Annotated in this window: 12 protein-coding genes; 3 read left to right on the top strand and 9 right to left on the bottom strand. The window is 54.6% G+C overall.

Annotation, left to right across the window (positions count from 1 at the left end):
- Positions 1-228: 228 nt before the first annotated feature.
- A complete protein-coding gene (locus tag Q371_RS09705) occupies positions 229-900 on the bottom strand; it encodes a GntR family transcriptional regulator (RefSeq protein ID WP_034339488.1) in 672 nt (223 codons plus the stop codon).
- Positions 901-993: 93 nt separating this feature from the next.
- On the opposite strand from Q371_RS09705, the gene Q371_RS09710 reads away from it, so the two are divergent.
- Both Q371_RS09710 and Q371_RS09715 read left to right on the top strand, forming a co-directional pair.
- Positions 994-1,677, top strand: coding sequence for an AzlC family ABC transporter permease (locus Q371_RS09710; RefSeq protein WP_051963960.1), 684 nt, complete (start codon positions 994-996; stop codon positions 1,675-1,677).
- Positions 1,674-1,970: an AzlD domain-containing protein gene (locus Q371_RS09715; RefSeq protein ID WP_034339491.1), complete on the top strand. Its 297-nt coding sequence runs from the start codon at positions 1,674-1,676 to the stop codon at positions 1,968-1,970. Before Q371_RS09710 ends, Q371_RS09715 begins: the two co-directional genes overlap by 4 nt.
- An 86-nt stretch (positions 1,971-2,056) precedes the next feature.
- On the opposite strand, the gene Q371_RS25570 is transcribed toward Q371_RS09715, so the two are convergent.
- The 3 genes from Q371_RS25570 to Q371_RS25575 all read right to left on the bottom strand — a co-directional run bounded on the left by Q371_RS25570 (position 2,057) and on the right by Q371_RS25575 (position 7,035).
- Positions 2,057-4,549, bottom strand: a complete 2,493-nt coding sequence (locus Q371_RS25570; RefSeq protein ID WP_051963962.1) for a diguanylate cyclase domain-containing protein — start codon at positions 4,547-4,549, stop codon at positions 2,057-2,059.
- Between the two features lie 198 nt (positions 4,550-4,747).
- Positions 4,748-6,577, bottom strand: coding sequence for an MDR family MFS transporter (locus Q371_RS09725; RefSeq protein ID WP_051963965.1), 1,830 nt, complete (start codon positions 6,575-6,577; stop codon positions 4,748-4,750).
- Positions 6,562-7,035, bottom strand: a complete 474-nt coding sequence (locus Q371_RS25575) for a MarR family winged helix-turn-helix transcriptional regulator (protein ID WP_051963968.1) — start codon at positions 7,033-7,035, stop codon at positions 6,562-6,564. Before Q371_RS25575 ends, Q371_RS09725 begins: the two co-directional genes overlap by 16 nt.
- Positions 7,036-7,573: 538 nt before the next feature.
- On the opposite strand from Q371_RS25575, the gene Q371_RS09735 reads away from it, so the two are divergent.
- Positions 7,574-8,206: a hypothetical protein gene (locus tag Q371_RS09735; RefSeq protein ID WP_034339495.1), complete on the top strand. Its 633-nt coding sequence runs from the start codon at positions 7,574-7,576 to the stop codon at positions 8,204-8,206.
- Positions 8,207-8,258: 52 nt separating this feature from the next.
- Here Q371_RS09735 and Q371_RS09740 read toward each other — a convergent pair whose 3' ends face one another.
- The 5 genes from Q371_RS09740 to Q371_RS27530 form a co-directional block, all read right to left on the bottom strand.
- Positions 8,259-9,590, bottom strand: a complete 1,332-nt coding sequence (locus Q371_RS09740) for a sensor domain-containing protein (RefSeq protein WP_034339498.1) — start codon at positions 9,588-9,590, stop codon at positions 8,259-8,261.
- 161 nt (positions 9,591-9,751) lie between these two features.
- The gene (locus Q371_RS09745) at positions 9,752-11,227 is read right to left on the bottom strand and encodes a caspase family protein (RefSeq protein ID WP_034339501.1); all 1,476 of its coding nucleotides are present in this window, start codon (positions 11,225-11,227) and stop codon (positions 9,752-9,754) included.
- Positions 11,228-11,454: 227 nt separating this feature from the next.
- Complete coding sequence (locus tag Q371_RS09750; protein WP_034339505.1) at positions 11,455-11,706, bottom strand: hypothetical protein; 252 nt, start codon at positions 11,704-11,706, stop codon at positions 11,455-11,457.
- Between the two features lie 157 nt (positions 11,707-11,863).
- Positions 11,864-12,052, bottom strand: coding sequence for a hypothetical protein (locus Q371_RS09755; RefSeq protein WP_034339508.1), 189 nt, complete (start codon positions 12,050-12,052; stop codon positions 11,864-11,866).
- A 32-nt stretch (positions 12,053-12,084) separates the two neighbouring features.
- The gene (locus Q371_RS27530) at positions 12,085-12,228 is read right to left on the bottom strand and encodes a hypothetical protein (protein WP_169743823.1); all 144 of its coding nucleotides are present in this window, start codon (positions 12,226-12,228) and stop codon (positions 12,085-12,087) included.

Raw genomic sequence — 12,228 nt, forward strand, 5'->3', positions numbered from 1 at the left:
ATCCTCGCCGGAAAAGTTTACAGTAGACAGTTCACAGCGCTCAGTGCGAAGCGGGCCGTCCCGCTTTTCCAGTGGTCAGAGCAAGACAGTAGACAGTTCACAGCGAGACGTGATGCTGCATTGCACCAGAGATGACAGAACAGCATCATTTGTGAAACGGCATTCAGGCTTCCACCACAACGTGTACTTTCACAGATGATGCTGTCTGCTGCAAACGGTCCACTTGCATCATGGCTCTGGCAAATTCATCAGGCGTCCGGCACTGCTGGTCCAGTTCGCAGCCAGAGCCGCTCTGGCCGCAGGCAGGTTTTGCTGGTGCAAGGCATCGAGCAGTTTCTGGTGCTCGGAAACGCTGGGGGCTGCGGTGCCGTGGGTGCGGTAGTAATACCATTCCAGACGCATCATGCGGACTTTCATTTCGGTGGCGATTTTTTGAAGCTCGGGGTTGCCGCTTCTGGCCAACAGCACACCGTGAAAAGCTTCGTCTGACTGCAGGGCAGTGCGGGAATCGGCTTCCAGAATGGCCTGATGGAAACAGTCGTTGGCTTCTTGCATGGCTCTGAGGTCTTGCGGACTCAGGTGCACGAAAGCCAGTTGCAACGCCAGATCTTCCAGATAACCAATCACAGGGTAGGTGTGCCTACTGTATTGCAAATTCAGGGGAGCCACCCTCGTCCAGCGGTTTTTGGCGGTCTCGATCAGTCCTTCGTCTTCAAGACGGCGCAAGGCTTCGCGGACTGGGGTTCGGCTGACCCCGAGTTGCAGGGCAAGGTCCTGATCGCGGATGTTTTCGCGGGGGGCCAGGGTGCCTTCGATGATCCAGTTTTTGAGGGTGTGGTACACCTCTTCGCGGGCCAGCGTCCGTTTGAGGGGAGCTTCGGGATGTGGCTCGGGGGACATGCTGTTCAATGTAGCACATTGAGTTGCAGCCCTCACAAGTGTAATATATTACCCTGCTCTGGTGGTGTTTTGACCTGAGCCAACAGGTGAACCATGCAAGCAACCCTGCGGCACCCCGACTTCAAAACTGGATTTCTGGCCATCGTGCCGTTGTGGATTGGCTTTCTGCCTTTCGCCATCTCTTATGCTCTGGTCGCCCGGTCCGCTGGACTGTCGGTGCTGGAAACCCAACTGATGAGCCTGACGGTGTTCTCTGGAGGGGCACAATTCATTGCAGCCGGGATGTTTTTGCAGCAGGCCAGCCTGTTCAGCGTGGTGCTCACCACTTTCCTGCTGAATGCCCGTCACCTGCTTTACGGCCTGTCCATCAGCCAGAACCTGAAACTGTCCCGCTTGCAACGGGCCAAATCTGCGTGGGTCCTCACCGATGAAGCGTTTGGGGTCACCGCCAATGCCCACTACCCGAGTTACGCCTACCTGATGGGGGCCAGCATGAGTGTTTTCGTCAGTTGGAACGTGTTCACCCTGATTGGGGCGTTGCTGGGAAGCAGCATTCCCGATCCCCTCAAATATGGAGTGGATTTCGTGTTCCCTCTGGCTTTTCTGGCCTTGCTGCTCCCTGCCCTGAACCACCGCCCCGCTTTTCTGGTGGCCGGGTTTTGCGTGTTGCTGGCCTTGGTCCTGCAAAGGTACCTACCTGGTGGGGTTTGTGTGTTGCTGGTTGGCATTTTCGGAAGCCTGCTCGGGGCGGTCCTCACCCAGAGGGCCACCAGATGAAATACCTGCTCACCATCTTTTTGATGTTTCTGGTGACTTACGGGGTGCGCTTTGCCGGGCTCAGCATGGGGAAAACCCGGGTGCCAGAGTTCTGGTTGCACTTCCTGAAATTCATTCCGGTGAGTGTGTTCACCGCTCTGGTGGTGCTGAATTTCGGCACAGAAATGAAAGAATTGCCTGTCCGTTTGATTGCAGCGTGCGTGGCCGGAGTGGTGTTCTACTTTCATCGGCAACTCTGGAGCTGCATTCTGGTGGGGATGCTGGTGTTCTGGGGACTCAGGGCTCTGGTGTGAAAGAGCAGTACGCTTTCAGCAAAACACAGGGCCGAATTGGTTTCTGCAACAGGATGACTTTCTATTTTGGTGTTTTTGGTATGCACTCAAATGAAAGCTTCTTGCAGCACACGGTAAGTGGCACGGTTGCGCCCCGAGTGTTTGCTGTCGTAAAGGGCTTCATCTGCAGTTTTGATCAGCAGTTCAGAGGTGACCGGATCATGGTCATGGATGCAGGTGCTGGCCACACCAATGCTGAGGGTCACCCGATCTGACACCTTCGAATGGGCGTGGGGCAAATGCCGTTGGTGCAGGAGTTCCTGAATGCGCTCCACCAGCAGTTGGGCTTGCTCTGGCGCGGTGTTGGGGAGCACCATGGCGAACTCCTCACCGCCATATCGGGCCACCACATCCCCGGCCCGGCGGAACATGTTTTTCAGGACTGCAGCCACTTCTTTGAGGCAACGGTCCCCCTCTGGGTGGCCGTAATTGTCGTTGTACAGCTTGAAGAAATCAATGTCGCACAGGATCAGGGTGAGGTACTGGTTGCTGCGACCTGCGCGCCGGATCTCCAGAGCCAGCAGTTCATCGAAGTGTCTGCGGTTGGACAGTCCAGTCAGGCCATCCTGCGTGGCAAGGCGGGTGAGCAGTTCATTGGCTTCAGCAAGTTCTTTTGTGCGTTCCAGAATGCGCTGTTCCAGCACTGCGTTGGCTTCACGCAGCATTTCTGCTTGCTGGGCATTTTCTTCGTACAGGCGGGCATTGGAGAGGGTCAGGGCTGCCCGGTCTGCGAGGTTTTGCAGCAAGGTCTGGTCTTCGGTGGTGTAAGGCCGGCTGGATTCGGTGCGCAGCAAGGTGATCACACCGGTGACCTTGCCGTGCACCAGCATCGGAACCGCCAGCACCCCATACACCTCATGGGCTTCGAAGAAAGGACCGAATTCCTTCTTGAACCGGTAACGCACCTCTCTTCCCGAGATGCCACCGAGCACCACAGGTTGTCCTGTGCGGAACACCTCTCCACTGATGCCGGTGTTCATGCTGAGAAGGCGGTTGCCCATCAAAAAATGCACCTGTTGTTCCAGATCAGGGTTTTCATGGTGGGCAGCAGCCAGACGGGTCTGACCGGGTTTTTCTGCAAGGGTGACCACCATGCACAGGTCGCCCACCAGACGAACCGAGTTTTTCACGATGACCTGCATGGCAGCGTCAGGATTCAGGCCCACATCGGCCAGTTCACGGGAAAGCCGGTCGAGGGTTTCCATGCGGTACAGTCGCTCTGCCCGCTCTTGCTCGATGCGTTTCTGTTCGCTGATGTCCATCATCGCACCAATCATGCGTGAGGGGTTGCCCTTGGCATCCCGCAAAACAATCCCCCGATCAAACACATGGGCATAGGTGCCATCTGCACGTCTGAAGCGGTACTCCTGTGCCCAGTGGGGGTCCTCTCCGGCCAGAGCGTAACGGGTGCTGCGCCGGACCTCTGCTTGGTCCTCGGGGTGCACATGCTGGTCCCAGAAATCAATCTGTCCACTGGTGCGTTCGTGCCCGAAAACCAGCGCGAGGTTTTCATTCCACCACAACGTGTCGTTTTGCAGGTCCCATTCCCACATCACTTCACTGGTGACCTTGGAAACGATTTCGAAGCGCTCGTAGCTGTCCCGCAAATCCCGTTCCGAATTTCTTCTGGAAGTGACATCCCGCAGGAACATGATCACCCCCTCCTGATTGAGGGCCACCACCCGGGATTCAAAAATGCGGTTCCCTTCGGAGGGGTGCTTGACTTCCATTTCGTAGGTCTGGGTTCCGTAACCCGAGAGCGCCCAGGTGATGGCCTGCATGCTCTGGTCGGTGCTCTGGGGAGGCAGAAAATCTTGCAGTTTTTTTCGCAAGAGCAGGTCTTCACGGAGGGGCAGGTTGCCCTGTTCTCCCATGCTGGCATCCAGCACCACGCCCTCTGGAGAGAGCCTGAGCACACTGTCTGGCAAAGATTCCAGAATGGCACGGTTGCGTGCTTCTGAAGTCTCGAAGGCCCGATTGGTTTTTTCCTGTTGCTGGGAAGCCACCCGCACTTCTTCTTCGGTGCGCTGAAAGAGCTGAAACATGGCCCTTTGCAAGACCAGAGCGGTGAGCAGAATCACGATCTCGGTGAGCCAGATGGACGGAGGTGGATGACGAAACTCCAGATGCAATGTTTTGAGTTGCTGCAACACCACCAAAGCCACCACGCTGGAAACCGCCAGAGTGGTGTACAGGATTCCCATTTTGCGTCCCAGCAAGGTCCATGCAGCACCAATCAAAAGCATCCACGCACCCAGCAAGGGGGAAAACACCCCTGTAACGCTGGCCATGAACACCATCAACATGATGCCCATCCCGGAAACAGCCGTCAGGCTGGTCCAGTACATGCGGTCCTTTTTGCCTTGCAAGTAGACCATCGAAGTCAGGATGGCCAAGAGCACCATCCCCAAAAACCACATCCACGATGAGTAACTGTCGTAAATCAGTTGCAGGGCACCCAGAGCTGCGATCACTTCAAAGAGCAGGACCACCATCCAGGGGGACAGTTTGGGCCGGGTTCTGGGGGTTGTGGCGGTCATGACATCGATCACCTGACTTGAAACTTGCACGTGTGGGAAAGGAAACAGGGAGACGAGACGACCAGAGACAGCAGGGAATTGTTCCCAATTCTAGCACCCATGGATGCATCAAATGTTGGGCTTGCCCACCGGGAAAACCCCTACTTTGAAATCAGAAAAACCCCAGAGTCCATGCTCTGGGGTTTTTGGTCAGCAAACTCAATCTGCAGCAACGGTGCGGATGTTGGTTTCGCGGTTTTTCAGGGGGATCTGGGGAACAAAGAATGTCAGGAGCAGGGCGAGCAGGGAGATCCAGAGGCCCACACGGAACAGGTGGATGATGCTCTGGGCGAAGCCTTCTTTGATGCCTGCGTTCAATTCGGTGGCCAGTTTGGTGGCCTGCTCATCCAGACTGGTTTTGATGCGGGCCAGAGCCTGTTCTTTCATGGCTGGAGGGGTGAGGCTTCCGGCCTGAATCAGCACTTTGAGTTGCTGGGGGGTCTGGGGGTTGGCCAGAACGGTTTGCTGGGCGGCTTTGTCGCCATCGAAGGCTTTTTGGATGGTGTTGTACTGCTCAGCAAATGCGGCTTTGATTTTGGGGGTGACATCCAGAGCCCCTCCGAGTCCCATTCCACCTTCCGAGAAGTTGAAGCTCTGGCCTTGCTGGGCGGGCATCTGGGGAACGTGCTTGGGCAGTTCGGTGGTGAGGGTGTTGGTCAACACTGTGCCGAAGATTGCCACCCCAATGGTGCCCCCAATCTGGCGGAAGAACTGGCTTGCAGAGGTGGCCACCCCAATTTCGGTGGGTTTCACGGCGTTCTGCACAGCGATGGTGAACACACTCTGGGCAGGTCCCAATCCAAGGCCCAGAATCACCATGCGCCAGACCATGTCAAATTGGGTGCTGTGGGAGGTGACGGTGGTCATCAGGTAAATGCCCAGCACCATGATCAGGGTGCCCCCAATCAGAACAGGCTTGTACTGCTTGAAGCGGGAAATCAGGTTCCCCGAGATGATCGAGGAGACAATCATGCCCATCATGAGGGGCAGCATGCTGGTTCCGCTGTTGGTGGCGGAAATCCCCAGAACTTGCTGCATGAACAGGGGCAGGAACATCAGGGCACCCATGAAGGCCATGTTGATCACGATGGAAGTGAGGTTGCTGGCTGTGAACACCGGATTTTTGAACAGGGAGAGGTGGAGAATCGGCTCTTTGACTCTGGCCTCGGTGATGATGAAGAGCACCAGAGACACCAGAGCAACCCCGAACAGGCCCATAATCCGGGCGGAATCCCATGCGTAAGCGTGACCACCCCAAGTGAGGGCCAGCAGGAGGGGCACGAAAGTGGTGACGATCAAGGCAGCCCCGAGGTAATCGATTCTGGGTTTTTTCTCCAGACTCATTTTCAAGAGGGGCATGTGGGTGAACAGCATGTACAGGCTGACCAGTCCGACAGGCAGGTTCACGTAGAACACCCATCTCCATCCGGCCACCTCGTGGTTGAGGATGTTCATGGTGCCGTGGTCGGTCAGGAAACCACCGATCAAAGGTCCGACCACACTGGACAGACCAAACACTGCTCCGAACAGGCCCTGAATTTTGCCCCTTTCTTCGATGGGCACGATGTCAGCAATGACGGCAAATGCCACGGTGAACAGGGCTGCGCCCCCCAGACCCTGAATGGCCCGGAAAATCACCAGTTGGGTCATGCCATCCCCGAGGAGGGGCAGGCTGCCAAATTCTCCGGCCAGACCGCACAGCATGGAACCCACCAAAAAGATGATCACACCAATGATCATGATCGGTTTGCGACCATACAGGTCGGAAAGTTTGCCGTAAATCGGCACCATCACGGTGCTGGTGAGCATGTAAGCGGTGGTCACCCACGAATACAGCTCAAGGCCTTGCAACTGCTCAATGATCTTGGGCATGGCGGTGGACACAATTGTCTGGTCCAGCGCACCAAGCAGCATGACCACCATGATGGAACCCAGAATCAAATTCCGCTCTCTGGGGGTGATGGTGAGGGGGTTCATCGTGTGGGACATGGTTTCTCCTTATTGCCTTCCTGCTGGTACATGGCTTCCAGCATCTTGCGCATCAATGAAGTCAAAGTGAAAAGCTCCTCTGGATTGAGGGATTCGACCACCGGTTGCATGGCTGTGGCGAGGGTTTGCTGCACCTGCTTGCGGCGTTCTTCTCCGCCGGGGTTGATGCTCAGGATGGTGCGGCGGGAATCTTGTGGGTCAATTTCACGGCTGATGCTGCCGATTTGCACCAGCCTTTCGATGCTGCGGCTGACCATGTCTCGGGGCATGCGCAGTTTCTGGGCGATTTCACTGGGGTATTTGGCCCCCATGTGGATCTCTCTGGCGATGATCAGGTCTTTGAGTTGCAGGTTGTGTTCCTGCTCCAACCGTTCAGACATGCGGTTGCCCATGGCATACCCGAGTTCGTTGTGGGTCTTGAGGAATTCAAAAATCTGTGGGACGGCAATCTCCTGCATTTGATTGTTATAGCATATTGTTGGATGATGCAACTATATACCAATGCAACTAAGCCACAGGCAACCCAGAAGTAAGCCATTGTGCTCAGGTCATGGGTTGGCAGAGTCCTGCCGTGCTGAAATTTCACTGCGTGAAGCGCCTCATTGCCACAGGACCATCCTCACCCAGCCGATCAAAGCGGTTGACTTGGTGCTTTCGGGTCAGGAAGAAACCCATTGTGGGTTGTCATAAATGGAACCCATCGTTTGTCTCGTTCCAAAGAAAAAGACCCTTTTTCTTTGATAAACTTGTGTATGACAATTTCTACTGCAAATTCTGGATTCTGATGCCTATTGAGCAAACAAAAGCCATTGATTCTGCGGTTTTCCCATCTATTGCAACCCATCCTCCACATTGGTGTTCTGGGTGTCTGAGAGGATCATCTTTCACTTACTGTAATTACAATCCAGAGACTACTGTTGTAGACTCTGGAAAGCGACGGCCACTTCAGACCTCATACTCCTATACTCCTGAATTCCACCGTACATTGGAGATATAATGATGGATATCCACAAACATTTATTCAAATTGCGGACCCACACCTTCTGGGTTTTCCCTTTGCTGTTGCTGGGGTGCAGCGCACCCCAACCCATAACACAACTGGGGGTGCCCTGGAGTGCCAGTACACAGCAGGCCACCCAGCAACTCCAAAGCCTGGGCTTGAAGGTCGTACCCGTGAATATCGCGGCGTTTGTGCCTGGGGCAAAACAGACGGCATTCCAGGGGAAGCTTTCAGGCTGGGAGGTCACCACTGCGCTCACCTTTACTCCCAACAATCATATGCTACAGATGGTAACCGACCATACTTTTCCTGCACCTCATGGCCACCAGAACCTGATCACACGCCTCAGAAAGAAGTGCACCATCACACGGCAGGACATCACCGAACGACTTGGATCATTGGATACTGGTGTGGCAGACGGGGAAATCAATCGGCGCTTAAACGAAGGACCTCAGAAAGAAGCAGACTGGATCCTCTATGAGTACAACAGCTGGAGTGGCAAGAGGTTCAATACACAACTCTACTGTCTGATCACATCCTATAAAGGAAAGTGGACCACCTTGAAGGTGTCCGTCATCAGCAGGGATGTGAACCTGCCTTGGAAGTTTTTGTGGGCACCCACGCCCTGACAGATTTCAGTCAAAAGGGTGCTCTGGAAAACAACAAGGAGGGTTGTGGGCCTCAGCCCAGACGGAAATTGAACTTCCCACCCTGCTTCACTTCATACATCAGGCGGTCTGCCCGTTTGAGCAGGTCATCCACACCCTCGCCAGAGATGGAACGGGTGATGCCAATGCTGACCCCGACATGCAACTGATGCACATCCAACTGAAACGGGGCCTGCATGACCTTCAAAATGCGCCTTGAGATGTCCTGCAAGGTTTCATCGGAGACATCTCCGCCCAGAATGACGGTGAATTCATCTCCGGCCAGACGGTACACCCGGTCCTGTGAACGCACTGCAGTTTTGATCCTCTGGGCCACTTCTTTGAGGACTTCATCTCCAGCTTGATGCCCGTAAGTGTCATTGACCTGCTTGAAGTGGTCGAGGTCCAGAAAAGCCACCGCAAACGGTCCAGAGCGGAAACGGCTTCTTAAATAGGCATAAAAGGCGTGGCGGTTCTCGGTGGCGGTCACGTGGTCTTTGAAGGCAATGTCCTGCAGGTAAATCTGGTGCTCCACATGGTCGGTGATGTCTTCGAAGACCAGCAAGGTGCGGTCTTTGCGGGGCATGGAGATGCGGGTCACCTGAAACCAGCCCTGCCCGACCCAGCGCGAATAAACCGGACTCTCCCGACTGCTGGACACCGCTGGATCTTTTTTCAGGGCTTTGTAATTGAAATCTTCCCCCTGTTGCCAGAGCACCCCCGTAATGCGTTCTGCTGCTGGGTTCAACCCGATGATCTGTTCCTGTGCATCCAGCAGCACGTAGCCGCTCGGGGAGTTCATCATGATGGTTTGCAGGTCTTCGTTGATCTGCTCAAATTCTGCTCGCAGCAAACGCTGTTCGAGTTCGCTGAGCACCCGGTCCGAAAAGCGCTGGATGATGTCGATGTCCCGCGCCGTGAACGCACGGGGTTCGGTGCACACGGCCAGAATCGCTCCAAGCCGATGTCCACCCGGTGTACTGAGGGGCATCCCCAGAAAGGAACGTACATCTTGAAGGTCGTTGGGGAGAGGCATCATGTACCTCTGGGTTTGCTGCACATCGTTCACCACCACCGGTTGTCCCGCCTGCACGATGTAATCGCAGAGCACCACCAGAGCCTTTGAATCCCCTTCTGGAAGGTGGGAGCAGACCCGCACCCATTCTTTCTGGGCGTTCATGAAACTGATCAAAACCCCTCGCACGTTCAGGAACACCGAGAGGTCCTCGGCCATGCGGGTGAACACCGCTTCATCAAGGGTGTCGAGCACAGAGAAACTGAACAATTTGTCAATGCGCTGTTCGGGGGTCATGGTCTGGTGCTGTGGCACAATTTCATCTCCAGAGAAAACAATGTTGAGGTTCATGTTAAGAGCCACGCTGTCCCAAAAGGTGAAAAAATCATTGCAAATGTTCAGCTCTGGCTTCAGGGTTGAACCATGGATTCATCATGGTTTCCACACTTTTGTGCACAACATCAAAACAGGCGATCTGCAAGAGCAAAATCGCCTGTGGGCATCAAAACGTTTTAACGGGTGGTTTCGAGGGTCAGTTCAGCAGCCCCGTAGTAATTCTGTGGGGTTGCAGGTGCCGTCGTTGGCTGTGGGGTGGTGTCAGGTGTTGGGGTCGTGGTGGGTGCGCTGGTTGGTGCAGGCCCAAAAATGCCAATCGCACGGGTCACAGCGGTGGTCATGGCCGGGGCATCCTCTGGGGCCATCACCTTGAAGATGCCTGCCAGAGATCCAATGTTCGCATTCAAAAGGTTCAGGGGTTCACTGGTGACCAGAGCCAGCACCCGGCTTTTGCCGATGGGCTCAATGGCCTGCAAGTCAAAATTGCCGTACCTCTGGCCGGGCAGGGTCACCACTTCTCCGGCCCGCACCTGATTCTTGTCGTTGTACTTGTTGGGGAAAACCACCACCATGTTCCCCTGAGGGTCCAGTTCGATGATGTTCAGGTAACCGGCTTTGCTGCTGCGCACCTTGAAGGAAATTTTTTCGCCCAGACGGTATGAAGGCTGGCTGGGTTCGGCCTCCACTTTGAATTGGGTTTTGCGGACCAGTTGGGTGAACAGGTCGCTGGAAGAGGTGATGGGCTGCACAGGTGGAGCAGAAGCCACAGGAGCAGGGTCATCTGCACGGCCAAAAGCATAAAAATCCGTGTTCAACCACTTCTGGGGTCCAGAGAGTTGCGGGGTGTGTGCACGGTTCTTGGCCCTTTGTTTGATCCAGTCCACGGCATAATCGCGCAGTTTCTCAAAGCTGATGGGTTTGGGCAGGGTGGACAATCCGTTGTAAACCGCCTGTGTGAAGGCGCTCCCTTCACCGTTTCGCAGGGCACCCAGAGCCACCTGATTTTCTGCTGCAGCACTGAATTCAATGTAATTCTGGGAGGGGGTGTCTTTGATGCTGTCCAGAGCCCCATCGTCCAAGCTGTATTCCTTGTTGCTGGCAATGCCGCATCCGGTGCTGGCCTTGTCCCAGAATTTGGAATCGGCCTCCACATCGTCTTCATTGCCAAACAGGCTCTTGGTGACGGTGCCCGAGAAGCAACTGTCGAACATCACCAGCACCTCTCTGGCCTTGATTTGCTGCAAGATGCTCTGGATTTCATCGTCCAGAATCACATTCAGGTCATAAGGAACGATGCTTTCATCGCAGCCGTCAGATTCATCCCCACTGCGATCTTTGACCTGCGCTCCGTGCCCGGTGTAGTAAAAAATCACCCGGTCTTGTGGCCCCACCCCTTCGGTCAGCCATGAACGCATCTGGGCCAGAATGTTGGCCCGTGTGGCTTGCTGGTTGAGCAAGGTGCGGGTTTGCTCGGGTTTGAAGCCCAGTTGTCCGATCACCTCTTTCATCAGGGAGATGTCGGTCTCTGGTCCCCTCAGGTTGGCTTTGGGATCTTTGTATTCGGCAAGGCCCACCAAAAGGGCGCGGTTTTCGGCGTAAGCGACACTGCACAGGCCCAGACAGGCCAGAATGCCCAGCGTTTTGAGGTTCATGTGGCTCCTCCTCCAGAGCGTGGAAAATGATCGTTCGGTTTGGCTGCAATGTCATTCAACCCCATAGGCCCTGTCAGAAACCTGACTTGCCCCATCAAACACTGCACCTTCTCCTGATCATGAACCTTTTTGCTTTGGAAAAACGCTGTTTGATCACAACTGCACAAGCTCTGGTGTGCCTCAAAAAGAAAGAGGAGCAATGCTCCTCTTCTCTTTGATTTTGACCTTCAAGTCATCTGATGGGTTTCCCTTTTCATTTCTGCAAGCACTTCGGCAGCAAGGTCTTCCACTTCATGTTCCCCGAGGCGCTCTTTGAACTTGCGGAAAAATGTACTGAAAAGCTGGGTCACCTCATCAAGGGTTTCCTCCACCCCAAATTCTCCGCGGTCCATGATGTTTTCTTGCAAGCGGTAACGGATCAGGTTTTTGAACTCCTGCACCGTGGGGTTGCTGATGTGGTGTGCATCTTGTGTGGCCATGGGTTCCTCCTTCAGGGTTCAGCCTAAAAGAACACACCGTATGAGACCGCAATTTTTCCCGCATTGGTCTGTTTTGACCCGATCAAAATTGGACGCCCTGTCACACCTTCTTCTGGGTGGGCTGCAAGGTGGCCTCTGGGCAGAATCAACGCCTTGATCACATCAATGCTGTGCGAAGGACAGCCATTTGAAACCATGCTGCAACCACAAAGCCCAGCAAACCCAGTGACCAGAGCACCAGAGACCATCTGGTCTGCTTCCACTCCAGAGCAATCAGCAACAGCAGACCCAGCACATAAGGCAAAAGGTACAATCCGGTCAGCCCTTTGAACAACAAAAATGCCACAACACCTACACTTGGAAGAAGACGTAGACCTTTCACATCCAAACCCATCCAAAACCCATCAAGACAAGGGTCACCCCAACAAAAACCAATGCAAGCCGACGGTTTGGCTTCATGGAGAGCAAGCCTGAAACCACCAGAGGCAGGTAAAACAACAAGGTCAAGTCTTTAACTTCCAT

It is taken from the genome of Deinococcus misasensis DSM 22328 (genome assembly GCF_000745915.1).
GTDB lineage: Bacteria > Deinococcota > Deinococci > Deinococcales > Deinococcaceae > Deinococcus_C > Deinococcus_C misasensis.

What these genes read in the sequence shown, in the direction of transcription:
- Q371_RS09705 (WP_034339488.1), bottom strand. Translation starts at nt 900, where the DNA reads ATGTCCCCCGAGCCACATCCCGAAGCTCCCCTCAAACGGACGCTGGCC.
- Q371_RS09715 (WP_034339491.1), top strand. Translation starts at nt 1,674, where the DNA reads ATGAAATACCTGCTCACCATCTTTTTGATGTTTCTGGTGACTTACGGG.
- Q371_RS25570 (WP_051963962.1), bottom strand. Translation starts at nt 4,549, where the DNA reads ATGACCGCCACAACCCCCAGAACCCGGCCCAAACTGTCCCCCTGGATG.
- Q371_RS25575 (WP_051963968.1), bottom strand. Translation starts at nt 7,035, where the DNA reads ATGCAGGAGATTGCCGTCCCACAGATTTTTGAATTCCTCAAGACCCAC.
- Q371_RS09735 (WP_034339495.1), top strand. Translation starts at nt 7,574, where the DNA reads ATGATGGATATCCACAAACATTTATTCAAATTGCGGACCCACACCTTC.
- Q371_RS27530 (WP_169743823.1), bottom strand. Translation starts at nt 12,228, where the DNA reads ATGGAAGTTAAAGACTTGACCTTGTTGTTTTACCTGCCTCTGGTGGTT.
- Q371_RS09710 (WP_051963960.1), top strand. Translation starts at nt 994, where the DNA reads ATGCAAGCAACCCTGCGGCACCCCGACTTCAAAACTGGATTTCTGGCC.
- Q371_RS09740 (WP_034339498.1), bottom strand. Translation starts at nt 9,590, where the DNA reads ATGAACCTCAACATTGTTTTCTCTGGAGATGAAATTGTGCCACAGCAC.
- Q371_RS09745 (WP_034339501.1), bottom strand. Translation starts at nt 11,227, where the DNA reads ATGAACCTCAAAACGCTGGGCATTCTGGCCTGTCTGGGCCTGTGCAGT.
- Q371_RS09725 (WP_051963965.1), bottom strand. Translation starts at nt 6,577, where the DNA reads ATGTCCCACACGATGAACCCCCTCACCATCACCCCCAGAGAGCGGAAT.
- Q371_RS09750 (WP_034339505.1), bottom strand. Translation starts at nt 11,706, where the DNA reads ATGGCCACACAAGATGCACACCACATCAGCAACCCCACGGTGCAGGAG.